Origin of the sequence: Streptococcus cristatus ATCC 51100 (assembly GCF_011612585.1) — a bacterium.
GTDB classification, from domain to species: domain Bacteria; phylum Bacillota; class Bacilli; order Lactobacillales; family Streptococcaceae; genus Streptococcus; species Streptococcus cristatus_H.
In genome coordinates this window covers 286,385-310,368 of sequence record NZ_CP050133.1, presented here as the reverse complement: position 1 = coordinate 310,368, position 23,984 = coordinate 286,385, and the positions used below count along the sequence as shown (strand labels likewise).

Here is a 23,984-nt window from a genome sequence, read left to right as displayed (position 1 = left end):
AATTTCTCCTTAGCAGATGACTTTTAATCCTTGCCACAAAATCAGCTATGATTTCCTTCTTATTTTCGTGCAACTCCCAAGCTATCCAGAACCTCTGGATACAGCTTGTACTCTGCTTCATGAATGCGGGCTTCAAAGTTTTCGATGGTATCATCAGCCAAACGTGGCACGCGCACCTGTTTGATAACCTTGCCTGTATCCACACCCGAGTCCACCCAGTGAATGGTCACGCCACTCTCAGCAACGCCAGCATTCCAAGCATCCTCAATCCCATGAGCTCCTGGAAATTCTGGCAGGTAGGCTGGATGAATATTGATGATTCGGCCCTCATAAGCTGACAATAAAGTTGGCCCAACGATTTTCATGTAGCCTGCTAGACAAACCAAGTCAATCTGGTGTTCTTCCAAAAGCTCGACGAGGGCTGCTTCGTAGTCTGCCTTGTTCTCAAACTCCTTGAGTTCAAAAGCATAGGACAGGACGCCGAGCTTTTCTGCACGCTCTAGCACATAGGCGTCACGATGGTCTGAAAAGGCAAACTCCACTGGAAATTCTTCCGCAATCACCTGAAAATTTGAGCCGTTACCAGAGGCAAAAACCGCTATTTTTTTCATTTGATGATGACACTTTCGTTTTCTTTCTTGACGATGCGACCAATTTCATAGACTGGTTCATCCATCAATTCCTTGATACGGCCTACATTTTCAGGTTTGACTGCCAGCATGAGTCCCACACCCATATTGAAGATTTCAAACATTTCTTCGTGTTTGATCTGACCGTATTTTTCAAGGGCTTTAAAAATCGGAAGCACTGGAACTTTGCTTTCTTCAATCTCAGCAGCCAAGTCAGCTGCAAACATACGAGGAACATTCTCAATAAAGCCACCACCTGTAATGTGAGCAATACCGTTGACCAAACCTTCCTTGATGAGTGGTAAGACAGCCTTGACATAGATACGAGTCGGCTCAAGAAGGACTTCCTTGAGTTTCTTGCCTTCCAATTCTGGCAAGACCTCTTCACCTGTGTAGTCTGCAAAAACACGACGAACGAGTGAGTAACCATTGGAGTGAATCCCACTTGAAGCAAGTCCGAGAAGAACATCTCCTTCAGACACCTTTGAACCGTCAATGATTTGAGATTTTTCAGCCACACCGACTGCAAAACCAGCTAAGTCGTAGTCATCTGCGCTATACATACCAGGCATTTCAGCCGTTTCCCCACCGATGAGAGCAGCGCCTGCCTGCACACAGCCTTCTGCCACACCAGCAACCACTTGTTCTAGTTTAGCTGGTTCATTCTTACCAGTTGCTACGTAGTCGAGGAAATAGAGGGGCTCAGCACCTGCAGCAATGATGTCGTTGACACACATGGCCACACAGTCCTGACCGATGGTATCGTGCTTGTCATACTTGATAGCCAGCATGAGCTTGGTTCCGACACCGTCAGTCCCTGAGATCAAAACAGGCTCTTTAACCCCAGTCTTTGAAAGGTCAAACATGCCACCGAAACCACCCAGAGCTCCCATGACACCTGCACGCTCCGTACGAGCCACGTGCTTTTTGATCCGTTCAACAACTTCATAACCCGCTTCAACATCCACACCAGATTGCGCATAAGCATTTTTATTTGTCATTTGTACATTCCTTTTCTTTAATGGAGAATCGTCTTCCGCCTATTTATAGAAACTGGTCTTTTCTTCCAAACTTCTACGGTATTCTTCTTCATAGTCGTAAAGAGGTGTTGGATAGTCGCCGTCAAAGTAAGCAACACAGAGACCACCATTCGGCGCATCTGTTTCAATCCCGATAGAGTTAATCAAGCCATCAATCGAAAGATAGGTCAGGCTATCCGCACCAATGATTTGGCAGGTTTCTTCGACCGTATGATTGGCCGCAATCAGCTCCTGACGGGTCTGGATATCAATACCGTAGAAACATGGATAAGCTAGCGCTGGACTGCCAATGGCAACGTGAACCTCCGTCGCCCCCGCTTCTTTCAAAAGCTGAACGATACGTCGAGAGGTCGTCCCGCGGACAATGGAATCATCAATCATGACCACACGTTTGCCTTTGACAACGCCTGAAACAGCAGACAGTTTCATCCGCACCCCTTGCTCCCGCAATTCTTGAGTCGGTTGGATAAAGGTGCGTTGCGTGTATTGGTTTTTGATCAGTCCCATTTCATTTGGCAGGCCTGATTCTTCTGCAAAGCCCATGGCTGCGCTGAGTGAGGAGTTGGGCACACCGACCACAATATCCGCCTCATGCTTAAATTCACGCGCCAGCTGAGCTCCCATACGTTTGCGAGCTGTATGGACATTGACACCGTGGATATTGGAGTCAGGACGGGCAAAGTAGATATACTCCATAGAGCAGATTGCCAACTGTGTATCATCTGTATAGCTATCATACTGGATACCCTTATCATCAATAATGACAATCTCTCCCGGTTTCACATCGCGAATCCACTCAGCACCAATGACTTCAAAAGCACAAGTTTCAGAGGAAACAACCACCGCTCCATTTGCCATTTTCCCAATAGAAAGCGGACGGAAGCCATTAGGATCAAGAGCCGCAATCAACTTGTCCTCAAACAGCAAGATATAAGCAAAGCCACCTTTGACGAGACTGAGTGCCTCCTTGATTTTGCCCATCAAACTTGGATTGTGACTACGACGAATGAGGTGAGCTAAGATTTCCGAGTCCGAAGTTGAACTGAAGATAGCACCTCTTTGTTCCAATTCTTTCTTGAGCGACGATGCGTTGGTCAGGTTCCCATTATGAGCCAGCCCGAACTGCATATCATGAAAGCGAAAAATGAAAGGCTGGATGTTATCTACAGAAGCTTCTCCTGCGGTCGCATAGCGCACATGTCCAATCGCGCTAGTCCCCGTCAGTTTATCCAATTTGGTAGGATTTTTGAAAACTTCTGATAGAAGCCCCATATCACGATGGCGCTTCAATTTCCCTTGGTCATTGGAGAGGATCCCAGCCCCCTCCTGACCACGGTGCTGAAGACTATGGAGCCCAAAATAGGTCATTTTAGCCGCATCCGGATGTCCCCAAATACCGAAAACACCACATTCTTCATTAAGAGATTTTACTTCGTATGTCATTTTTTATACCTTTTATTTCCCTGTGAAATAACGCACAGCTGACGCAAACAGGTGTTGATCTTTATTTCCTGGGATGTTTTGGAAAAGACCGTCTTCATAACGTTCTGAGTGGCCCATCTTACCGATGATTTGTCCGTTCTTGCTAGTAATTCCTTCGATGGCATTGACAGAACCATTCGGATTATACTTAGAATCCATGCTTGGTTTGCCCTCAAAGTCAACGTATTGGCTAAAGATTTGACCATTGTCACGGAGCTCTGCAAATTCCTCAGCCGTCACAACAAACTTCCCTTCGCCGTGCGATACTGGAATGGCATGGATATCGCCCACTTGTACACCAGCCAACCATGGTGAGTTGGTATTGGCAATTCGAGTTTCCACCATCTTGGCCACGTGTTGGTTGGCATCATTGTAGAAGAGAGTTGGGCTAGTACTGCTGGCATCCTCGAAGTTCCCGTATGGAAGAAGACCTGATTTGACCAGGGCCTGGAATCCATTACAGATACCGATAATCAAGCCACCACGAGCGATAAAGCTATCAATGGCTGCACGCACTTTTTCATTGAGCAAGATGTTGACAATAAACTTAGCTGATCCATCTGGTTCGTCCGCAGCTGAGAAGCCACCTGCAAAGAAGAGGATATTAGCCTTGCCGATGTTGTCAACCATAGTTTCAACTGACTTGACAATAGCTTCTTCATTCAAAGTCACAAATGGCACCAAGTTGACCTCTGCACCTTCTTTTTCGAAGGCCTTAGCTGAGTCATATTCTGAGTTGGTTCCTGGGAAGACTGGGATGTAAACCACAGGTTTTTCAACTCTTTCTTTGGCTTTGATGACTGCGCCAGAAGCGACAGCTGGAACTTCTGCTAGTTCTTTAGCTTGGGCAAATTCTGTTGGGTATACTGCTTCCAGTTTTCCTTGGAAAGCACTGTCAAGCTTGTGTCCATCTAACTTCACACCGTTGACAAGGAGTGTAAAGTTGGCACTTGTTTGACCGATTTTCTCCACTCCAGCAATTTCTTCAGGAGATGTGAAGACAAATCCACCCAATTGAGCTGTTAAGGCTGTTTCAAGTTCAAGCAAGGTCACCTCTGCACCAATATGATTTCCAAAGGTAGCAAGAGCCAAGCTTTCAACGATACCACCGTATTTAACAGCTGAAGCTGCCGTCACCTTGTGAACCTTTTGAATGGCTTCAAACTGAGCAAAGTTAGACTTAATCAAATCAAAATCAATCTCTTGTGCCAAGGCTTGACCTGGGATGTAGTAGATATTTTCACCAGCAGCTTTGAACTCAGGAGAGAGCACCTTCCGGCTATCTGCCGTCGTCACCCCAAAGGCAACCAAGGTTGGTGGTACGGTTAATCCCTCAAAGGTGCCAGACATAGAGTCCTTCCCACCGATAGATGGCAAGCCAAGTTGGATTTGTGCTTCGATAGAGCCTAGGAGAGCTGCTACTGGCTGACCAAAGCGCTCAGCTTGTTTGTCCATGCGTTCGAAATACTCTTGGTAAGAGAAGCGAGCCTTAGACCAGTTAGCACCAGCAGCAACCAAACGAGCGGTTGCTTCGACTACTGCATAGGCAGCACCGTGATATGGAGACCATTCTGCTACATAAGGGTTGAATCCTTGAGCCATGACTGACGCAGTGTGAGTTACACCGTGTTGAACTGGCAATTTTTGCACAGATGCCTCAGTTGGAGTGAGTTGGTAACGACCGCCAAGTGGGTGATTGACCGTTGAACGACCGACAGAACAGTCAAAGATGGTTTGCAAGCCTTTTTGACTCGCATGGTTCAAATCAGATAGAACCGCGAGGGTATCAGCTTCAAGTGTGTCAACGCTTGTTGTGCGTTCTTCTGGGAGCTTGACATCCTTGTCCACCACCTTGGCATCGACAACGACACGCACACCATTGGTATCAAGGAAACGGCGTTCCAAGTCGACAATCGTTTCACCATTCCAGTGCATGACTAGATTTGGTTTTTCAGTCACTGTCGCCACAACAACCGCGTCAATATTTTCTTTATTACATTCGGCAACGAAGGCATCCACATCTTCAGGACGAACCACGACCGCCATCCGTTCTTGTGATTCAGAGATAGCAATTTCTGTACCGTTCAATCCTTGGTATTTAAGAGGAACCTTGTTGAGGTCGATTTCAAGACCATCTGCCAATTCACCAATGGCCACACAGACACCACCTGCTCCAAAGTCATTAGACTTCTTGATAAGACGAGTGACATCGCCATTACGGAAAAGACGTTGAATCTTGCGTTCTTCGATGGCATTCCCTTTTTGAACCTCAGCTCCAGCAGTCTCTACAGACTCAACTGTTTGAACCTTAGAAGACCCTGTCGCACCACCAACACCATCACGGCCAGTCTTACCACCAAGGAGGATAATCACATCGCCCGCTTCAGGTTTTTCACGGACTACATTGCCCTTGGGAGCTGCACCAACAACGGCACCAAGCTCCATGCGTTTGGCTACAAAGCCTGGGTGGAAGTACTCACGAACATAAGTTGTCGCAAGCCCAATCTGGTTCCCATAAGAAGAGTAACCGTGAGCCGCTGTCTTCGAAATGACTTGTTGTGGCAATTTCCCAGCACGCGTTTCCGAAATCGGCGCTGTAATATCGCCTGCACCTGAGATACGCATGGCTTGGTAAACATATGAGCGACCTGACAACGGGTCACGAATGGCTCCACCGATACAAGTAGCCGCGCCACCAAATGGCTCAATCTCCGTTGGGTGGTTGTGAGTTTCGTTCTTGAACATGAGAAGCCACGGCTCTTTCACACCATCAACGTCCACTTCGATTTCGACCGAGCAGGCATTGATTTCGTCAGACACTTCCATATCGTCCAAACGTCCATTAGCACGCTCATAACGACCAAAAATAGTCGCCATATCCATCAAGGTTTGTGGCTTTTCAGACCGACCTAGTTCCTCACGCATGGCAATATACTTATCATAAGTCGCCTGCAATTGCTTTTGGAATTTTGAAGCTGAGAAATCAATCTGTTTCAACTCGGTCTCAAAAGTCGTGTGACGGCAGTGGTCAGACCAATAAGTATCCAAAACCTTAAGCTCTGTTTCCGTCGGCACGCGCCCGATTGATTTAAAATAGTCCTGGATAAAGAGCAAATCGTCCACTTCCATGGCCATCCCTTGCTCGGCCTTGTAGCGGGCAAAGTCTTCTGCTGTATAGCTTTCAAAGAAAGTCAATTTGGGAATAGTCTTGTCTGACTCAGAAAATTCCTGCTTGGCAATCCCTGTCGTGATGTCTTTGAAACGAGAATCAACTGGATTAAGCAGGTAGTTCTTGACCGCTTCTAACTCAGTCGCATCAATATCTTTATTGACCAAGTAAAGTTGGGCTGTATTGACTGTCACGTCACTAGAACTTCCGAGCAAAAGCAAGGCTTCCTGTGACGAAGCTGCACGCTGGTCAAACTGTCCTGGCAAGCTTTCAATGGCAAAGAATGCATAGTTAGCAAGATCCGCTTGCACGGCTGATTCATCCAAGATATGATCCGTCACCTGCTCAGAGAAGATGTGCTTCTCTGCAGGCGCAAACAAGTCCTCTGCCAAATCAAAGACATCATAAACCTGCACAATGCGAATACTTTTCAAAGTTGAAAGTCCCAAGTTATGCTGGAGTTCTCTTACCAAACTCTCTGATTTGACCTGAAAATCAGCCTTTTTCTCAACAAAAATACGTTTATCCATCAATTCTTATTCCTTTATTTCAGCTCTTGCAATGTTCCCAACAAGCTATTTCAACTCTTGCAACTTTTCCCAGACAACCTCGTAAACGTCTGTTAGTTCTCCCAATCCCCTACGGAAAACATCCTTGTCCATGTGGTTGCCATCTGCGTCCCACAAGCGGCAATTATCTGGTGAAAATTCGTCTGCCAAGATAATCTTGCCATCCTTGTCAAAACCGAACTCTAGCTTAAAGTCAATCAATTTAAGACCAATCTCAGCAAACCAGGCTTTCAAGAGTTCATTGATACGACGCGTTTCCTCCTTCAAGTAGGCAATCTGCTGGTCATCTGCAATTTTAAGGAATTTCACATGCTCATCATTGATAAAAGGATCATCCAAATCATCATTTTTATAGTAAAATTCAACGATCGGAGTCTCAAATGCGATACCTTCTTCTACGCCAAAACGTTTTGAAAATGAACCAGCTGTGTAGTTGCGGAGCACAACTTCCAAAGGAATGATGTCAACTTTTTTATTAAGCTGATCTGTATCTGAGATTTTCTCGATAAAATGCGTTGCTACACCGGCAGCATTCAACTTTTCAAAGATAAAGGCTGAAATCTGATTATTTAACACTCCCTTGCCCGCAATCTGCTCCTTCTTGACACCGTTAAAAGCAGTCGCCTGATCCTTGTAGCGGGACAAAATCACCTGCTCATCTTCTGTCGCAAAAATATCCTTTGCTTTTCCCGAATATAACAACTTGTTTGACATTTTATTATTCGCCTTTCGTGCTTTTATGCTTTAAGTTTATCACTTTTAAATATATTTTACAAGTATTCCCCGTACATTGCAGAATAAAAAACATGAAAAAAATTGGAAATACAACATTTAAAAAATGAAAATATCTTGTTTCCATACAAAAACAGGACTTTTTCAAGCCCTGTTCTAGAATTCATTAATATAAGTCTAAATAATTATCAATTTCCCATTGGGAAACGAAGGTCGCATAGCTAGCCCATTCAATCCGCTTGGCTTCAACAAAGCTAGTGTAAATATGGTTACCCAAAGCTGCCTTGACGACCTCATCTTCAGTTAAAGCCTTAAGGGCATTATGGAGAGTAGATGGCAGGTCTGTAATACCGGCTTCCTTGCGCTCCTCAGCTGTCATCACATAGATATTTTCCTCGATTGGAGCTGGCGCTTCGATTTTATTTTCCACTCCATGCAGTCCCACTTCTAAGAGCACTGCCATAGCGATATAAGGATTAGCCATAGGGTCTACTGAACGCAACTCCAAGCGAGTTCCCATGCCGCGCGATGCCGGTACTCGAACCAAAGGTGAGCGATTTTGCCCAGCCCAAGCGATGTAAACTGGCGCTTCAAAGCCAGGCACCAAACGTTTATAAGAGTTGACAGTCGGATTCATGATAGCCGTATAATTATAGGCATGCTTAATCAAACCACCCAAGAAATAGTAGGCTGTCTCAGACAACTGCATTCCTTTTGGATCCTCTGGGTCATAAAATGCATTATTTCCATCTTGGTCAAAGAGGGACATATTGCAGTGCATACCAGAACCAGCAATACCAAACTTGGGCTTAGCCATAAAGGTCGCATAGAGGCCGTGCTTACGAGCGATGGTTTTCACCACCAACTTGAAAATCTGAATCTTATCACAAGCACGAAGCACTTCATCATACTTAAAGTCAATCTCGTGCTGACCGACTGCCACCTCATGGTGACTCGCTTCCACTTCAAAGCCCATCTTAGTCAAAACATTGACAATTTCCCGACGAGTATTGTCTGCCAAGTCTGTCGGCGCCAAGTCAAAGTAACCACCCTTGTCATTCACTTCCAGTGTCGGATCGCCATTTTCATCCAATTTGAAAAGGAAAAATTCTGGCTCAGGACCAAGATTAAAAGACTTGAAGCCCAGTGCTTCCATATGTTTGAGAGCTCGCTTAAGGTTACTACGAGGATCTCCTGCAAAGGGAACATGTTCTGTCGTATAAACATCACAGATCAAGCCTGCTACACTGCCATTTTCATCTCCCCAAGGAAAAACTGTCCAAGTATCCAAATCAGGATAAAGATACATATCAGATTCATTAATCCGAACAAATCCCTCGATAGACGAACCGTCAAACATAGCCTTATTTGATAAGACTTTTTCAAGCTGCTCATCCGTTGCTGGAATTTCAACGTTTTTCATGGTTCCCAAAATATCAGAGAACATCAGACGGATGAAAGTGACGTTTTTTTCTTTTACTTCGCGACGAATATCAGCTGCTGTAATGGGCATGGGTAACTCCTTATAGTTTTAAAAAATAGTTTATGGTCGACGCATGTGACCAAAAGTTGGCAGAGAAGAGCCAAAACGACCTTGCTGTAAAATATCATTGTGGAGAGCCCGACGAACTTCCTTTTCACTAATCGTTTTGTGGGATTTAGCTTCACGCTCAGCATATTTCTTTTTGATAGCGGCGATATTATAACCTTCAGAAATATAATCCTTAATTTCCAAAAGTCGGTCCATATCATTCAGGGAATACATTCGGCGATTGCCCTCATTCCGAAGGGGAGTGATGAGGTTTTGCTCCTCATAATATCGAATCTGACGGGCAGATAAGTCCGTCAACTTCATAACGCTACCTATGGGAAAGACTGCCATATTTCGGCGAAACTCTTTTTCCTTCATTTTTTTCCTCTCTATGCACTATTATAACTAATTTTTTTTGTATGTCAATAATCAATGTGAGATTTTCTCACACATTTTAATTTATAGACTTAAAGAAATTCTTAATTCTATCCACATCCGAATTTACCACTATTGCAACAAAGACACCCATAAAGGTTTCAAAAACTCTAGCAAAAACGTATAAAATAGTATCTTCCGGACTAATGGAGAGAGTGATAATCAGCATAGCTGAAACACCACCAATCACCCCAGCCTTATTGTTCATAGCAACATTGGTCATGATCGTCAGCATCGTACAGATTGGCACAAATACCAAGGTCACCCAAAATTGGCCGTTCAATAAATTTCCCAACAGATAGAATAGCAAGGCATAAAAGCCCCCGACACTATTTCCTAAAATACGAGAAGTTCCGAAATGAACACTTTTATCAAAATCTTCTCGCAGGCTAAACACCGCTGTCAAAGCCCCAATTTGGAGCCCCTTCCAGCCAAACATACCAAAAATAAGTAGGACAATAAAGACTGCTATCCCTGTTTTCATCGTCCGCATACCCAAGCGAAATTTTGATTTATCGAATTTATACTTACTAAAATAGCTCATGCTTTTTCCTTTTTAAAAGTAAACTATCTTTATTCTAACATATTTTCTAACAAAAAGGCTCTGTCCATCGAGTTTATTGTCTATATCCTACAAGGATGCATAGCCAGCTTCTACTGTATTTCTAACTATATTTCCCATTATTGATTACTCATTAGGAAAATAGAAGCCAAAAATCCATTTCCTCAGAAGCCTACGCGTACAAAAGAAAAAGAGTTGGTTCCCCAACTCTTTTCGTTTCAAAGATTATTTTTCAGTTAAAGCTGCAAGCCCTGGAAGAACTTTACCTTCAAGGAGTTCCATTGAGGCACCACCACCGCGTCACAAATACCTCCACTAACACAAAAAGGTGACATAGCCACCTTTTTGTTAACGTTTCAGTTTTGTTCCTTTTTCTACAAAATCAGGATTTTGTAGAGACTAACGGGCTGAAATTATTTTTCTGTAAGTGCAGCCAAACCTGGCAATACTTTACCTTCAAGAAGCTCCATAGAAGCGCCTCCGCCCGTACTAATCCATGAGAACTTGTCTGCACGACCAAGGTTGATGGCTGCAGCAGCTGAGTCACCACCACCGATGATTGATTTCACGCCTGGTTGTTTCACGATAGCGTCCATCACACCGATTGTACCAGCTTGGAAGTCTGGGTTTTCAAACACACCCATTGGTCCGTTCCATACAACTGTTTTCGCACCAGTCAAGGCTTCGTCGAATTTAGCGATAGATTTAGGACCGATATCCAAACCAAGGAAGCCTGGATCTACTGCTTCACCTTCAGTATCTTTCACTTCAGTGTAGTCAGCAAAAGCATTAGCTTCTTTTGAGTCAACTGGTAAGATCAATTTGCCGTTTGCTTTTTCAAGAAGAGCTTTCGCAACATCCAATTTGTCTTCTTCTACAAGTGAGTTACCGATTTCGATACCTTGCGCTTTGTAGAATGTGTAAGTCATCCCACCACCGATAAGGACTTTATCAGCTTTTTCAAGCAAGTTTTCGATAACACCGATTTTGTCTGAAACTTTTGAACCACCAAGAATGGCTACGAATGGGCGTTCTGGAGCTTCAACTGCTTCTTGGATGTAGGCAATTTCGTTTTCAAGAAGGAAACCAGCAACTGCTTTTTCAACGTTTGCTGAGATACCAACGTTAGATGCGTGTGCACGGTGAGCTGTACCGAATGCATCGTTTACGAAGATACCATCTCCAAGTGATGCCCAGTATTTACCAAGTTCAGGATCGTTTTTAGACTCTTTCTTGCCGTCAACATCTTCAAAACGAGTGTTTTCAATCAAGAGAACTTGTCCATCTTCAAGAGCGTTAACAGCTGCTTCCAATTCAGCACCACGTGTAACGCCTGGGATAAATTTAACTTCTTGTCCCAATTTAGCAGCCAAGTCAGCAGCTACAGGAGCAAGTGATTTACCTTCTTTGTCTGCTTCTTCTTTTACACGTCCAAGGTGAGAGAAGAGGATCGCACGTCCACCTTGTTCAAGGATGTACTTGATAGTTGGAAGTGCTGCAGTGATACGGTTGTCGTTTGTAATCACGCCATCTTTTACAGGAACGTTGAAGTCAACACGAACGAGAACTTTTTTCCCTTTCAAGTCAACGTCTTTAACAGTCAATTTTGCCATTAGATATGACTCCTTCTTTTTTTATACGTGTTAATTATATCACAAAATCTACAAAAGTGATAGCAAAAATTCATGGCTTTTCCTTTTCTCCAATCAAAGATAGATGAAAGACTACACGATTCTCATTTTTCTGATAAATGCTAATGCTGCTAGATGATCGAGTTGATTTCCAATAGCCATTCCTTCAAGCTGTTCTACAAAACAAAAAAAGAGATCCATTCGGATCTCTTCTTCATACAATTGAATTATTTAGCGATTTTTGCGAAGTATTCAAGAGTACGTACAAGTTGTGCAGTGTAAGACATTTCGTTGTCGTACCATGATACAACTTTAACCAATTGTTTACCGTCAACGTCAAGAACTTTAGTTTGAGTTGCGTCGAACAATGAACCGTAAGACATACCTACGATATCTGAAGATACGATTGGATCTTCTGTGTAACCGTATGATTCGTTAGCTGCTGCTTTCATAGCTGCATTTACTTCATCAACAGTAACGTTCTTTTCAAGAACTGCTACCAACTCAGTAACTGATCCAGTTGGAGTTGGAACGCGTTGTGCAGAACCATCAAGTTTACCGTTCAATTCTGGGATTACAAGACCGATAGCCTTAGCAGCACCAGTTGAGTTAGGAACGATGTTAGCAGCACCAGCGCGAGCACGACGAAGGTCACCACCACGGTGTGGTCCGTCAAGGATCATTTGGTCACCAGTGTAAGCGTGGATAGTAGTCATCAATCCTTCTACAACACCAAAGTTGTCTTGAAGTGCTTTAGCCATTGGAGCCAAACAGTTTGTAGTACATGAAGCACCTGAGATAACTGTTTCAGTACCATCAAGAACGTCGTGGTTAGTGTTAAATACGATTGTTTTAACATCGTTTCCACCAGGAGCAGTGATAACAACTTTCTTAGCTCCACCTTTAAGGTGTTTTTCAGCAGCGTCTTTCTTAGCAAAGAAACCAGTTGCTTCAAGAACGATTTCTACACCGTCAGTAGCCCAATCAATTTGTTCTGGGTCACGTTCAGCAGAAACTTTAACGAATTTACCGTTAACTTCGAATCCACCTTCTTTAACTTCAACAGTACCATCGAAACGACCTTGAGTTGTGTCGTATTTCAACAAGTGTGCAAGCATAACTGGATCTGTAAGGTCGTTGATGCGAGTAACTTCAACACCTTCTACGTTTTGGATACGACGGAAAGCAAGACGACCGATACGACCGAAACCGTTAATACCAACTTTAACTACCATTAGTGATTTCCTCCTTATGAAAATCAAAAAAAATTTTATGTGAAAAGAGTAACTTGAATCACTACAAATCACCTTTCAACATATCTATTATATACCTTATTGAGCAAAATTGCAACTGATTTCATTATTATTAACAAGTAACAAATTTTCTTTCATGTATTTTCGATATTTTTCATAAATTTCATATTTTGATTCCAAAAAGAAAAAACGCCCGCTAGAAGCGAGCGTCATGTAGTGAATTATTCACCACGGTGTTTCTTAATGATTTCTTCTTGTACTGATTTAGGTACATCTTCGTAGTGGTCAAATACCATCATGAAGGTACCACGACCTTGTGTTGCAGAACGAAGAACAGTCGCATAACCAAACATTTCAGCAAGTGGAACATAAGCACGAACGATTTGGCTGTTACCATGTGCTTCCATACCGTCAACACGTCCACGACGAGCTGTTACGTGACCCATAACATCACCAAGGTTTTCTTCAGGAACAGTGATGGTTACAAGCATCATTGGCTCAAGGATAGCTGGTTGTGCAGTCTTAGCAGCTTCTTTCAAAGCAAGTGAAGCCGCAACCTTGAAGGCTGTTTCAGATGAGTCGACATCGTGGTATGAACCATCGTAAAGTTTAGCTTTCACATCAACGATTGGGTAGCCAGCAAGGACACCATTCGCCATTGACTCAATCAAACCTTTTTCAACCGCTGGGATGAATTCACGAGGAACCACACCACCGACGATAGCATTTTCAAACTCGAAGCCTTTTCCTTCTTCGTTTGGAGTAAATTCAATCCATACATCACCGAATTGACCTTTACCACCAGATTGACGTTTGAAGAATCCACGTGCTTGAGTAGAAGCGCGGAATGTTTCACGGTAAGATACTTGAGGAGCACCTACGTTTGCTTCAACCTTGAACTCACGACGCATACGGTCAACAAGGACATCCAAGTGAAGCTCACCCATACCAGAGATAACTGTTTCACCAGTTTCAACGTTTGTTTCAACGCGGAATGTTGGATCTTCTTCAGCCAATTTTTGAAGGGCAATCCCCATCTTGTCTTGGTCTGCTTTAGATTTTGGCTCAACCATCAATTGGATAACTGGTTCTGGAACGTTGATTGACTCGAGGATGATTTTAGCTTTTTCATCTGTCAATGAGTCACCAGTTGTAGTATCTTTCAAACCAACGGCAGCAGCGATATCACCTGAGTAAACAGTGTCAATTTCTTGACGGCTGTTAGCGTGCATTTGAAGGATACGTCCGATACGTTCACGTTTACCTTTAGAAGTATTCAATACGTAAGAACCTGATTGAAGTACACCTGAGTAAACACGGAAGAATGTCAAACGACCTACGAATGGGTCAGTCATGATCTTGAAGGCAAGAGCTGCAAATGGCTCTTCGTCAGATGCTGGACGAGTTTCTTCTTCGTCTGTATCTGGGTTGATACCTTTGATCGCTGGGATGTCAAGTGGGCTTGGAAGGTAGTCAATAACCGCATCAAGCATCAATTGAACACCTTTGTTCTTGAAGGCAGAACCACACAATACTGGGAAGAATTCAACGTTGATAGTTGCTTTACGGATACCAGCTTTCAATTCTTCGTTAGTGATTTCTTCACCCTCAAGGTATTTCATCATCAATTCTTCATCAGTTTCAGCAACTGCTTCCACCAATTTTTCACGGTATTCTTGTGCTTGGTCAAGGTACTCAGCTGGAATATCTTCTTCAAGAATATCTGTACCAAGGTCGTTAGTATAGATTTCAGCTTTCATCTTGATCAAGTCGATGATACCACGGAAGTCATCTTCAGCACCGATTGGCAATTGAATTGGATGAGCATTTGCTTGAAGACGGTCGTGAAGTGTGCTTACTGAGTAAAGGAAGTCAGCACCGATTTTGTCCATTTTGTTGGCAAATACGATACGTGGAACTCCGTACTCAGTTGCTTGGCGCCAAACTGTTTCAGTTTGAGGCTCAACACCTGATTGTGAGTCAAGAACGGTAACCGCACCATCCAATACACGAAGAGAGCGTTGTACTTCGATTGTGAAGTCCACGTGTCCTGGTGTGTCGATGATGTTTACGCGGTGGTTGTTCCATTGAGCTGTTGTCGCAGCAGATGTGATAGTGATACCACGTTCTTGCTCTTGCTCCATCCAGTCCATTTGTGACGCACCTTCGTGAGTTTCACCGATTTTGTGGATTTTACCAGTATAGTAAAGGATACGCTCAGTTGTAGTTGTCTTACCAGCATCGACGTGAGCCATGATACCGATATTACGAGTTTTTTCAAGTGAAAATTCGCGTGCCATGAGGTTAGTTTCTCCTATTTTTTTATTTTACAATCTATTATAACATTATTTAGAAAAAACGGATAGGCAGGACCTACCCGTTCTCAATGTTTATCTTGTTTTTTTGTTGGTTTCAACTTACGAAATGGTAAGTTGAATGATACTCGAGCTAAAAGCTCGTAGTATCTTATTCTTACCAACGGAAGTGTGCGAAGGCACGGTTAGCTTCAGCCATACGGTGAGTATCTTCGCGTTTCTTAACTGCTGCACCAGTGTTGTTAGCAGCATCCATGATTTCTTTTGCAAGACGATCTTGCATAGTGTGTTCACCACGACCACGTGAAATTGTTACCAACCAACGAAGTCCAAGTGTAGTACGACGTTCTGGACGAACTTCAACCGGTACTTGGTAGTTTGAACCACCGACACGGCGTGCACGTACTTCAAGAACAGGCATGATGTTTTCCATCGCTGTTTCAAATACTTCAAGTGCATCATTTCCAGTAGCTTCTTTGATTTGCTCAAAAGCTCCGTAAACGATAGAAGCTGCTGTACCACGCTTACCATCAAGCATAACGCGGTTGATAAGACGAGTAACTAATTGTGAATTGTAAAGCGGATCTGGCAATACTTCGCGCTTAGGCGCACGGTTTTTACGACTCATTTATCTTTATCCCCTTTCTTTATGCTTTTGGACGCTTAGTACCGTATTTAGAACGGCCTTGCTTACGGTCAGTAACACCTGCTGTATCAAGTGCACCACGAACGATATGGTAACGTACCCCTGGAAGGTCTTTTACACGTCCACCACGAAGAAGCACCACGCTGTGCTCTTGCAAGTTGTGTCCGATACCTGGGATGTAAGCTGTAACTTCGATCAAGTTGCTCAAACGTACACGGGCAAATTTACGAAGGGCTGAGTTAGGCTTCTTAGGTGTCATAGTTCCGACACGAGTTGCAACACCACGTTTTTGTGGTGAAGATACGTTTGTTTGAACTTTTTTGTGGCTGTTGTAACCAACGTTCAAAGCTGGTGATTTAGATTTTTCTACTTTTGATTTACGCGGTTTGCGAACCAATTGGTTAATTGTAGGCATCTACATTCTCCTGTATTTTTTTAATTTTGGTGATGATACACTTGGTGACAGCTACCATCTGTGTGTACTTTTGCAACATTTGTCAGCACGTCTCTGTACACTTTTGAGAGACCAAAAGTAAAAAGTACCGTTTATCATTGTAACACAGAAGCATATCCTCGTCAATAGGTTTTCTTAATTTTTTGCTTATTCTTGTAATCTTTAATAAGCGTTTAAAATAAAAATATTTTACTACTAACAAACCAAAAAACTCTCAGAACATGCTTCATATTGCATGATTGAGAGTTCTTATTATTTTTAGCATGATTCTTTTACTAGTAATCACTGTGTCTCTTAAGCCCCTGAGAGAGTAGAAGACGAGCTGGGAGTATGCTCCGAACTTGTAGAGGGGGCTGGGGTGTGATTTTCCTGTGGTTGAGCTGGTACCTCATTTACAACAGCGGGAGCTACATAGGCTGGTGCAGGAGACGGAGCAGGCTGCTGGTCTGATTCAGGTTCAGAGGATTCCTCAGGTGCCTTCATTGCATCTTTTACGGCTTGAATTCGACCTTGGAACTTAGCTTTGGCTCCCTCATCTTTTACCTTATCAACCGCTGCTTGTGCTTGAGCTAAACTTTCATCGGTACGCTCTTCTTCTATTTTTTTAACAGCAGCTTCAGCATTCTGAATCGTATTATCCTCTGATGATGCTTGATTCGTAGAGCTAGCGTCGCTAGAGCTTGAACGTCTACTGTAACTAACGTTTTTAGTAGAGCCAGTATTCTTCTGAGCCGGTTTTAAAAATAAAAGACCAGAAATCAAGATAGCCGCTAAGATCAATATAATTCCAGAACGAACAAAAACAGAAATTCCCTCTAATTTATCAAAAATATTTCTCATAATTCTTTCCTAAAGTTAATCAAATATATTCCCAATCTCAACATCAATCATATTTGATTTAACGTCGATATTGGTCACCTTTAACAGCGATTTGTATTCCAGATGATCGCGATTGGCTTGCGCATTGTCCGCAAAGACAGCTACTCCTGCCAACTCCGAATCAAACTCAGACAGAAGACTAATCATCCCATTAACCGTTCCGCCTCCCTTTAGAAAGTCATCGACAATCAGCACTCGACTTCCAGCCTTTAGGCTACGTTTTGAGAGGAACATTTTCTCAATCCGATCTCCGCTAGAGCCAGAGACATAGTTGACACTGACCGTAGAACCCTCAGTGATTTTCAAATCACGACGAACAATGACAAAGGGAACATTCAAGACATTAGCGACAGCATTGGCCAAGGGAACACCCTTGGTCGCCACTGTCATAACAGCATCAATCTTTTGATCTTTAAAAGCTTTGGCAATGATGCGGCCAATATTATTGAGAATAGATGGTGTACTGAGTAAATCTGACAAGTAGATATAGCCGCCAGGCAGGATTCGATTACTCTCAGACAGCTGATCGCGGAGGTCTTGAACGATAGCCTTGGCCTCCTTTTCTGAAATGGAAGGAGTAAAGACGACACCTCCCCCAGCATCGGTAATTGTCTCAATCGTACCAATCTCGATTTCTTCAAAGGCACGTTTGATAATCACGATGTCTTCTGAAATAGAAGACTTGGCAGATTCATATTTCTCTGCAAATGTGTTTAAACTTGTTAATTGGTAAGGATGGTTAATCAAGTAATTGGAAATAACCACCATGCGCTCACTTCTTCTTAATTTCATTTTTTCACCAATTCAATTCCATCAAAATCAGCCACAAACTAATCTGAGAACGTAGCTCTTCTCGCATAGAGCAGTAATCAATTCTTCCTATTTCAAAGTTTGGAGTGATTTCTATGAATATTTATTTTATTTTTTTCATTATATCATACTATATCAAAAAAACGAACATTATACTAAATATAATGCCCATTTTTCGTATTTCACTTATCAATTTTTGGTTTATAGAAGGAACGATTTTCCAATGCGAAAATTTTATTGGTCATTTCCCCTGGAGCAACGAGAGACAGAGCCGTAGTCATCATCATCATTTCCGCATCCAGATTGTCAATCATGTGTAGGATTTCTGCTTCCATAATCTTTGGACGAACGGGACTGCCGTATTCAAGGAGACCGTGATGACTGAGGAGGACGTGGCGCAAAACGATGACATCTTCCTTGGTATCATCAATTTTCAGCTCCGCCAAGGTTTTAGTCAGTTCCTCATCAATCAGTGCAATATGACCAATCAGATTGCCTCGGACAGTATATTCCGTATTTTCTGGACCGCTCAACTCAATGACTTTGGCCAAGTCGTGCAACATAATCCCCGCAAAAAGAAGGCTCTTATTAAGCTGAGGATAAATGTCACCAATCGCATCCGCTAGTTTGACCATGGTAGCTGTGTGAAAAGCGAGTCCCGATTCAAAAGCATGATGATTGGTTTTCGCTGCGGGGTAAGAATAGAATTCCTTATCGTATTTGCTGTAAAGGGAACGCACGACCCGCTGCCAGACTTGATTTTCAATCTTGAAAATCATTTGCGCCAGATATTCCCGCAGTTCTTTTTGGTCAACGGGTGGTTTTTCTTTGAAATCAGCAGGATTGTTGGGCTCGCCGGCCTTTGGCAGGCGCAGTGTCAGCTGATTAACCTGAGGGGTGTTATTGTAGACCTCGCGGCGGCCTTGCATGTGAACGACCTTCCCCGCTGTAAATTCTGCCACATTATGGGGTTGGGCATCCCATAATTTCCCTTCAATCACTCCAGTGTCATCTTGGAAAGTGAAGGCGAGGTAATTCTTCCCAGCTCTGGTCTGTCGGACTTCGGCTGACTTAATCAGATAAAAGCCTTCAAACATCTCATCTTTTTTCATTTGATTAATTTTCATAGTCTTCCCTTTCATCTGGAATATCGAGCAAGTGTAAGTGAAGGTCTTGGTCAGACAACTCAATGTGCCGTAGCGTTCTTTCAATGGCATTGGTTCGGCGAGTCAGTAATTCATCGATGCTGCCAGAAGCGTTCTTTAGGTGCTTCTGAGCCTTGGCTAGAATACCGCCAAACTTATTGAATTCCAGCTTGACACTGCCCAGAACTTTGCTGATGTCATCTGCGCTACGCTGAATGTTCAGGGTTTTAAAGCCAACCGAGAGAGAGTTGAGTAAGGCTGACAAGGTAGATGGACCCGCCACGACAATCTGCTCATCTCGCCGCAGACCGTCGAAAAACTCTGGATTGCGAACTACTTCAGAATAGAGACCTTCCGTTGGCAAAAACATAATCCCAAAATTAGTCGTAGCTGGCGGAGCTAGATATTTACTGTTGATGTCCTTGGCAAAACGCTTGACGCTAGCCAACAGCGACTTGCGATAAAGTTCAATTTCTTCCTTGTTGCCAGACTCGTAAGCCTCTTCCAAGCGGTAATAATCCGCCAGAGGAAATTTGGAATCAATGGGCAGGTAGACATAGTCCTGATCCGTCTGCCCCGGCAATTTGATGGCATACTCCACGCGCTCACTAGAACCTACCACTGTGGCAAATTCCCGCTCATACTGGCTGGGTGTCATGATGTCTTCGATAATTTGTCCCAGCTGGAGCTCGCCCATAATGCCGCGGGTCTTGGTATTGGAAAGAACCTTATTGAGACTGCCCACATCCCGAGCCACTGTCTGCATCTCTCCTAAACCACGATTGACAGACTCTAGTTGCTTAGACACCGTCTCAAAGGAGGTCTGCAGGCGACTCTGCAAAGTCTTCTCCAATTTTTCCTCAACGGTCTGGCGCATCTGCTCCAGTCGCAGGTCATTGGACTCCTGAATCTGACGCATCCGTTCATCGGTTTTGTCTCGATTTTTGCTGAAACTCTCCGCCATTTCGGTACGTAAATCCGTCAAATGAAGGTGCAAATCTGTTCGAACTTCGGCTAACCGATCGCCCAGAACAAGTTCCAACTCTTTTTGCCGAAGAGCCTCCTGCTGCCTTTCCTGCTCAAAGCGGTAATCCAGCTGGTCGGACAAGTGATCTTCCTGCTCTTCTAGCAAGACTTTGATTGCCTGCTCCTGCTGCCCCTGTCTCTGCCAGAAGAAATAGAGAAAGACCAGATTGATGATAAGCAGGATGATGATGATATACTCCATATCAACTCCTATCTTTACTGTAAATAACAACCGTATAACCTCTGTCAAAGGATAAAAATACAGGTCTATCTATAAATTCGTTAGAAGCATAGACTTTTTTAAAGAAAAAATTCCTTTCATTTAAAGGATATTTAGCTCCTTCAATGGTCAAAGGAACATCCTCTGTCGGCAGAAAGGCCAGATAGTCCATGCCTTCCACCGGCTTGATCTCATGACGGCCAGAGGGAACATAGCAGATGCAATTCTGGGCATCCACTAAGATCAGCTGCTCCATATAGGGAGCGATTTTATCATTGCTGGGTAAGAAAACATTGGCCAGAGCATGATCTAGACGACCGCCAAAGGCGCCGAAAATAGTCAGATAAGCATTTGGATAGCGCTCAAAGCAAGCCAGAACAGCCAATTCTAAGTCCGTATCATCCTTTTCAGGCTGAGCCTGAATGACTTCCTTGGCGCCAGCTTTTATGCGCAGCAATTCTTCATCAGAAACAGAATCAAAATCGCCAACCGCTAGATCTAGAGGCAAGCCCTGCTTTAGCAAATAAAAGGCACCACGATCAACTCCGACAAAAAGATCAAAATCCCGATTGACCTCCGTCAAATCACCGCCAGCAAACAGAGCAATTCTAGGCATCTAACGCATCCCTCAAGGTCTGAACTTGATGGCTGACATCACCTTTGAAGACATAGCTACCTGCTACGAAAATATTGGCGCCAGCTTCTCTAGCCATCTGAATTGTCTTATCATCAATCCCACCGTCCACTTCAATATCAAAGTTCAGCTGATTGGCCTCTCGCAGAGCGACCAGTTCACGAATCTTACCCATGGTTTCGGGCAGAAAAGCCTGACCGCCAAAGCCTGGGTTGACTGTCATAACCAAGACCTGATCCACTAAGTTCAAGACATTTTTAATCGCTTCAACCGGTGTTCCAGGATTAATAACCACACTAGGCTTGACACCTGCCGCCCGAATCTTCTGCAGAGCTCCATGAATATGCGGTGTCGCTTCCACATGGATGCTGATAATATCTGCACCTGCTCGAGCAAATTCCTCAATATGATGCTCAGGATTGGACACCATAAGATGGCAATCAAAAACCATCTTGCTGTGGGGACGCATACTGGCCACAACACCAGCTCCAAAGCTGATATTAGGGACAAAATGGCCATCCATGACATCCAAATGGGCATACTCCGCCCCGCTAGCTTCTAGCTTTTTCAACTCAGTCTCAAAATTAGCATAATCCGCACTCAGAACAGAGGGAGCAATTTTAAATGTTTTCATGATAGTTCCTTTCTCTATTTAGGAAGTTTTTTAGCCGTCTTTTTATAAGTTTCACGACGATTTTCGATTTCACTAAGAAATTGCAGGTAGTTTTCAAAACGAAAAGCGGCAATTCGCTCGGCTTCTACGGCTGGTTTGACAGCACAAGCCGGCTCGTGCGTATGGGTACAAGTGCGGAACTTGCAGTCCCGACTGATTTCGGCAATTTCTGGAAAGGCTGCATTCAGGTCTTCTGCCTTGTCTACTTCATAGTCTAGGGAAGAAAAGCCCGGAGTGTCCGCAATTTTCCCGCCATTCAGGTTATAAAAGCTGACCGCCCGTGTCGTATGGCGACCACGACCCAGACTTTCAGAAATTTCTCCTGTTTCTAATTGCAAGTCTGGTGCTATTTTATTGAGCAGGGTGGATTTCCCAACACCAGTCTGACCCATAAAAACAGTGACTTTCCCTGTCAGAAGTGGCAGCAACTCCTCAGTGGTTTTAACGACCTCATAGCCGATGGCCTGATAGGCCTGTACATAGACATCCAAGCTCTGCTCATCTTCAAGCAGGTCTAACTTGCTGATGTAGATAATAGGATGGATCCGCTTATGCTCTAAAAGCACCAGAAAACGATCCAAGAGATTGGCATTGAAATCTGGCTCCTTGGCACTCATAATGACAACTGCCTGATCAATGTTGACAATGGGTGGCCGCACCAAACTATTTTTACGCTCGGCTATTTTTAAAATGTAGCCTTCAGAATCCTTGTCCGCTGAAAATTCGACATGGTCACCAACATAAGGCGTCTGACCTTTTTTGCGGAAATTTCCACGCGCTCTCGTCTGATACACCTGCCCATCTGACTCTACATAATAAAAGCCAGCCAAGGCTTTGATAATTATTCCTTGCAAGACTGCTCCTTTAAAGTTAATACAATTATTATATCAAAAAAACATATATTTGGCTTTTACTATTGGCATTTTCAAAAAATATGTTATAATAAAAAGCAAGCGGAGGTGGTGGAACGGCAGACACGCATGCTTCAGGCGCATGTGCCCGTACGGGTGTGAGGGTTCAAATCCCTTCCTCCGCATCGAACAGGAACTCTTGTCCAAGTTGGCAAGAGTTTTTCTTTTGGAAAATTTTGAAAGCATCTTGCGATTTCTTTCAGAAAAACCAGCCTTTTTCAACAGGGCTGGTTTTCAAATCTTATAATCCTTGTTCCTTCAGGGCATCCGCCAGACGGGCAAAATCTGCCAAAGTCAAGGCTTCCCCCCGAACACTTGGAGATAGCTCAGCTTGCTCTAAAGCGGCTGTTAGCTTGGCCTTGTTTTCCTCTGACTTCCCAAAATGACTGGTCAGATTGTTCCAGAGCGTCTTGCGACGATGGACAAAGCTGGCCTTGGAAACCTTGAAAAAGAATTTCTCGTCCTGAACCGCAACTGCTGGCTGGTCTCTGCGTACCATCTTGAGAATGGCCGAATCCACATTGGGAGCTGGCACAAAGACTGTCCGTGGCACGATAAAGGCAACCTTAGCCGTCATGTAATACTGCACGGCAATCGACAAACTGCCGTAGGCCTTGGTATTAGGCTGAGCCGAAATCCGATCCGCCACTTCTTTTTGCATCATAACGATAAACTCACTAAAAGGAATCCCACTCTCAATCAAATGCATGAGAATCGGCGTCGTGATGTAGTAGGGCAAGTTGGCCACTACCTTGATAGGCAGGTCAGGATTCTTAAACTCTGCTATGTACTGGGCCAAATCAACCTTGAGAATATCCTGATTGACCACGGTCACATTGTCAAAATCACGCAGAGTATCTGCCAAAATCGGCACCAGCCGATCATCAATCTCAAAAGCCATGACCTCGGCGGCACTTTCCGCCAAAAATTCTGTCAAGGCCCCAATACCAGGACCAATTTCAATGACATTGACTTGCTTGTCAATCTCGGCTGTATCCACAATCTTCTGGAGGATATTGGTATCCGTCAGGAAATTCTGACCGAACGATTTTTTAAAGGTGAAACCGTGACGCTCCAGAATGGCACGGGTCACACTATAATCTGCTATTCTCATTTTATTACGAATACAGTCAAGCTGTATTCTTCCTTTCTCTCATCTGCTTCTATTCTAGCATATTTCAGAAAGCTTGGAAATGCTCTAGCTCCAGTTTGCCTATTGAATCCTTATATATGACTTA

At 43.7% G+C, this 23,984-nt stretch carries 21 protein-coding genes and 1 tRNA gene; 1 reads left to right on the top strand and 21 read right to left on the bottom strand.

What is annotated here, in order from left to right; translation table 11 throughout:
- Positions 1 to 59 precede the first annotated feature (59 nt).
- From purN to rsgA, 20 genes are all read right to left on the bottom strand, one after another.
- Positions 60 to 611 carry a phosphoribosylglycinamide formyltransferase gene (gene purN / locus HBA50_RS01560; RefSeq protein ID WP_045500526.1) on the bottom strand — a complete coding sequence of 184 codons (552 nt, stop codon included), beginning with the start codon at positions 609 to 611 and terminating at the stop codon, positions 60 to 62.
- Positions 608 to 1,630 (bottom strand): phosphoribosylformylglycinamidine cyclo-ligase, encoded by a 1,023-nt coding sequence (gene purM / locus HBA50_RS01555; protein ID WP_045500523.1) that lies wholly within the window; start codon positions 1,628 to 1,630, stop codon positions 608 to 610. Before purM ends, purN begins: the two co-directional genes overlap by 4 nt.
- A gap of 39 nt (positions 1,631 to 1,669) precedes the next feature.
- A complete protein-coding gene (gene purF, locus HBA50_RS01550; protein WP_045500520.1) occupies positions 1,670 to 3,112 on the bottom strand; it encodes an amidophosphoribosyltransferase in 1,443 nt (480 codons plus the stop codon).
- Between the two features lie 12 nt (positions 3,113 to 3,124).
- The gene (locus HBA50_RS01545; RefSeq protein WP_045500518.1) at positions 3,125 to 6,850 is read right to left on the bottom strand and encodes a phosphoribosylformylglycinamidine synthase; all 3,726 of its coding nucleotides are present in this window, start codon (positions 6,848 to 6,850) and stop codon (positions 3,125 to 3,127) included.
- Between the two features lie 45 nt (positions 6,851 to 6,895).
- Positions 6,896 to 7,603, bottom strand: coding sequence for a phosphoribosylaminoimidazolesuccinocarboxamide synthase (gene purC, locus HBA50_RS01540; protein ID WP_045500516.1), 708 nt, complete (start codon positions 7,601 to 7,603; stop codon positions 6,896 to 6,898).
- 184 nt (positions 7,604 to 7,787) lie between these two features.
- Complete coding sequence (gene glnA, locus HBA50_RS01535) at positions 7,788 to 9,134, bottom strand: type I glutamate--ammonia ligase (protein ID WP_005591666.1); 1,347 nt, start codon at positions 9,132 to 9,134, stop codon at positions 7,788 to 7,790.
- 30 nt (positions 9,135 to 9,164) lie between these two features.
- Positions 9,165 to 9,530 (bottom strand): MerR family transcriptional regulator, encoded by a 366-nt coding sequence (locus HBA50_RS01530; RefSeq protein ID WP_005591665.1) that lies wholly within the window; start codon positions 9,528 to 9,530, stop codon positions 9,165 to 9,167.
- Positions 9,531 to 9,606: 76 nt separating this feature from the next.
- A complete protein-coding gene (locus HBA50_RS01525; protein ID WP_005591664.1) occupies positions 9,607 to 10,131 on the bottom strand; it encodes an FUSC family protein in 525 nt (174 codons plus the stop codon).
- Between the two features lie 431 nt (positions 10,132 to 10,562).
- Positions 10,563 to 11,762: a phosphoglycerate kinase gene (locus HBA50_RS01520; protein ID WP_045500515.1), complete on the bottom strand. Its 1,200-nt coding sequence runs from the start codon at positions 11,760 to 11,762 to the stop codon at positions 10,563 to 10,565.
- A 245-nt stretch (positions 11,763 to 12,007) separates the two neighbouring features.
- Positions 12,008 to 13,015 carry a type I glyceraldehyde-3-phosphate dehydrogenase gene (gene gap, locus HBA50_RS01515; RefSeq protein WP_005591661.1) on the bottom strand — a complete coding sequence of 336 codons (1,008 nt, stop codon included), beginning with the start codon at positions 13,013 to 13,015 and terminating at the stop codon, positions 12,008 to 12,010.
- A gap of 239 nt (positions 13,016 to 13,254) precedes the next feature.
- Entirely contained in the window at positions 13,255 to 15,333 is a 2,079-nt protein-coding gene (gene fusA / locus HBA50_RS01510; RefSeq protein ID WP_045500513.1) for an elongation factor G, read from the bottom strand.
- Between the two features lie 172 nt (positions 15,334 to 15,505).
- Positions 15,506 to 15,976 carry a 30S ribosomal protein S7 gene (gene rpsG / locus HBA50_RS01505; RefSeq protein WP_005591659.1) on the bottom strand — a complete coding sequence of 157 codons (471 nt, stop codon included), beginning with the start codon at positions 15,974 to 15,976 and terminating at the stop codon, positions 15,506 to 15,508.
- Positions 15,977 to 15,995: 19 nt separating this feature from the next.
- Complete coding sequence (gene rpsL, locus HBA50_RS01500; RefSeq protein WP_005591658.1) at positions 15,996 to 16,409, bottom strand: 30S ribosomal protein S12; 414 nt, start codon at positions 16,407 to 16,409, stop codon at positions 15,996 to 15,998.
- 333 nt (positions 16,410 to 16,742) lie between these two features.
- Positions 16,743 to 17,288 carry a hypothetical protein gene (locus tag HBA50_RS01495; protein ID WP_045500512.1) on the bottom strand — a complete coding sequence of 182 codons (546 nt, stop codon included), beginning with the start codon at positions 17,286 to 17,288 and terminating at the stop codon, positions 16,743 to 16,745.
- Between the two features lie 15 nt (positions 17,289 to 17,303).
- Positions 17,304 to 18,119: a pur operon repressor gene (purR, locus tag HBA50_RS01490; RefSeq protein WP_166492628.1), complete on the bottom strand. Its 816-nt coding sequence runs from the start codon at positions 18,117 to 18,119 to the stop codon at positions 17,304 to 17,306.
- A gap of 200 nt (positions 18,120 to 18,319) precedes the next feature.
- Positions 18,320 to 19,264, bottom strand: a complete 945-nt coding sequence (locus HBA50_RS01485; RefSeq protein WP_045500508.1) for a 3'-5' exoribonuclease YhaM family protein — start codon at positions 19,262 to 19,264, stop codon at positions 18,320 to 18,322.
- On the bottom strand, positions 19,254 to 20,510 hold the full coding sequence (locus HBA50_RS01480; protein WP_045500506.1) for a DNA recombination protein RmuC: 1,257 nt from the start codon (positions 20,508 to 20,510) through the stop codon (positions 19,254 to 19,256). Before HBA50_RS01480 ends, HBA50_RS01485 begins: the two co-directional genes overlap by 11 nt.
- A 1-nt stretch (position 20,511) precedes the next feature.
- Entirely contained in the window at positions 20,512 to 21,144 is a 633-nt protein-coding gene (locus tag HBA50_RS01475) for a thiamine diphosphokinase (RefSeq protein WP_045500504.1), read from the bottom strand.
- Positions 21,137 to 21,796 carry a ribulose-phosphate 3-epimerase gene (gene rpe / locus HBA50_RS01470; RefSeq protein ID WP_045500502.1) on the bottom strand — a complete coding sequence of 220 codons (660 nt, stop codon included), beginning with the start codon at positions 21,794 to 21,796 and terminating at the stop codon, positions 21,137 to 21,139. The genes HBA50_RS01475 and rpe overlap by 8 nt, the downstream gene beginning before the upstream one ends.
- 14 nt (positions 21,797 to 21,810) lie before the next feature.
- A complete protein-coding gene (rsgA, locus tag HBA50_RS01465; protein ID WP_045500499.1) occupies positions 21,811 to 22,689 on the bottom strand; it encodes a ribosome small subunit-dependent GTPase A in 879 nt (292 codons plus the stop codon).
- A gap of 99 nt (positions 22,690 to 22,788) precedes the next feature.
- Here rsgA and HBA50_RS01460 point away from each other — a divergent pair.
- A tRNA-Leu gene (locus HBA50_RS01460) sits at positions 22,789 to 22,871 on the top strand.
- Between the two features lie 116 nt (positions 22,872 to 22,987).
- Here the strand turns inward: HBA50_RS01460 and rsmA are convergent.
- Positions 22,988 to 23,860 (bottom strand): 16S rRNA (adenine(1518)-N(6)/adenine(1519)-N(6))-dimethyltransferase RsmA, encoded by an 873-nt coding sequence (gene rsmA / locus HBA50_RS01455; protein WP_045500496.1) that lies wholly within the window; start codon positions 23,858 to 23,860, stop codon positions 22,988 to 22,990.
- Between the last annotated feature and the right edge of the window lie 124 nt (positions 23,861 to 23,984).

What these genes read in the sequence shown, in the direction of transcription:
- purN (WP_045500526.1), bottom strand. Translation starts at nt 611, where the DNA reads ATGAAAAAAATAGCGGTTTTTGCCTCTGGTAACGGCTCAAATTTTCAG.
- purM (WP_045500523.1), bottom strand. Translation starts at nt 1,630, where the DNA reads ATGACAAATAAAAATGCTTATGCGCAATCTGGTGTGGATGTTGAAGCG.
- purF (WP_045500520.1), bottom strand. Translation starts at nt 3,112, where the DNA reads ATGACATACGAAGTAAAATCTCTTAATGAAGAATGTGGTGTTTTCGGT.
- HBA50_RS01545 (WP_045500518.1), bottom strand. Translation starts at nt 6,850, where the DNA reads ATGGATAAACGTATTTTTGTTGAGAAAAAGGCTGATTTTCAGGTCAAA.
- purC (WP_045500516.1), bottom strand. Translation starts at nt 7,603, where the DNA reads ATGTCAAACAAGTTGTTATATTCGGGAAAAGCAAAGGATATTTTTGCG.
- glnA (WP_005591666.1), bottom strand. Translation starts at nt 9,134, where the DNA reads ATGCCCATTACAGCAGCTGATATTCGTCGCGAAGTAAAAGAAAAAAAC.
- HBA50_RS01530 (WP_005591665.1), bottom strand. Translation starts at nt 9,530, where the DNA reads ATGAAGGAAAAAGAGTTTCGCCGAAATATGGCAGTCTTTCCCATAGGT.
- HBA50_RS01525 (WP_005591664.1), bottom strand. Translation starts at nt 10,131, where the DNA reads ATGAGCTATTTTAGTAAGTATAAATTCGATAAATCAAAATTTCGCTTG.
- HBA50_RS01520 (WP_045500515.1), bottom strand. Translation starts at nt 11,762, where the DNA reads ATGGCAAAATTGACTGTTAAAGACGTTGACTTGAAAGGGAAAAAAGTT.
- gap (WP_005591661.1), bottom strand. Translation starts at nt 13,015, where the DNA reads ATGGTAGTTAAAGTTGGTATTAACGGTTTCGGTCGTATCGGTCGTCTT.
- fusA (WP_045500513.1), bottom strand. Translation starts at nt 15,333, where the DNA reads ATGGCACGCGAATTTTCACTTGAAAAAACTCGTAATATCGGTATCATG.
- rpsG (WP_005591659.1), bottom strand. Translation starts at nt 15,976, where the DNA reads ATGAGTCGTAAAAACCGTGCGCCTAAGCGCGAAGTATTGCCAGATCCG.
- rpsL (WP_005591658.1), bottom strand. Translation starts at nt 16,409, where the DNA reads ATGCCTACAATTAACCAATTGGTTCGCAAACCGCGTAAATCAAAAGTA.
- HBA50_RS01495 (WP_045500512.1), bottom strand. Translation starts at nt 17,288, where the DNA reads ATGAGAAATATTTTTGATAAATTAGAGGGAATTTCTGTTTTTGTTCGT.
- purR (WP_166492628.1), bottom strand. Translation starts at nt 18,119, where the DNA reads ATGAAATTAAGAAGAAGTGAGCGCATGGTGGTTATTTCCAATTACTTG.
- HBA50_RS01485 (WP_045500508.1), bottom strand. Translation starts at nt 19,264, where the DNA reads ATGAAAATTAATCAAATGAAAAAAGATGAGATGTTTGAAGGCTTTTAT.
- HBA50_RS01480 (WP_045500506.1), bottom strand. Translation starts at nt 20,510, where the DNA reads ATGGAGTATATCATCATCATCCTGCTTATCATCAATCTGGTCTTTCTC.
- HBA50_RS01475 (WP_045500504.1), bottom strand. Translation starts at nt 21,144, where the DNA reads ATGCCTAGAATTGCTCTGTTTGCTGGCGGTGATTTGACGGAGGTCAAT.
- rpe (WP_045500502.1), bottom strand. Translation starts at nt 21,796, where the DNA reads ATGAAAACATTTAAAATTGCTCCCTCTGTTCTGAGTGCGGATTATGCT.
- rsmA (WP_045500496.1), bottom strand. Translation starts at nt 23,860, where the DNA reads ATGAGAATAGCAGATTATAGTGTGACCCGTGCCATTCTGGAGCGTCAC.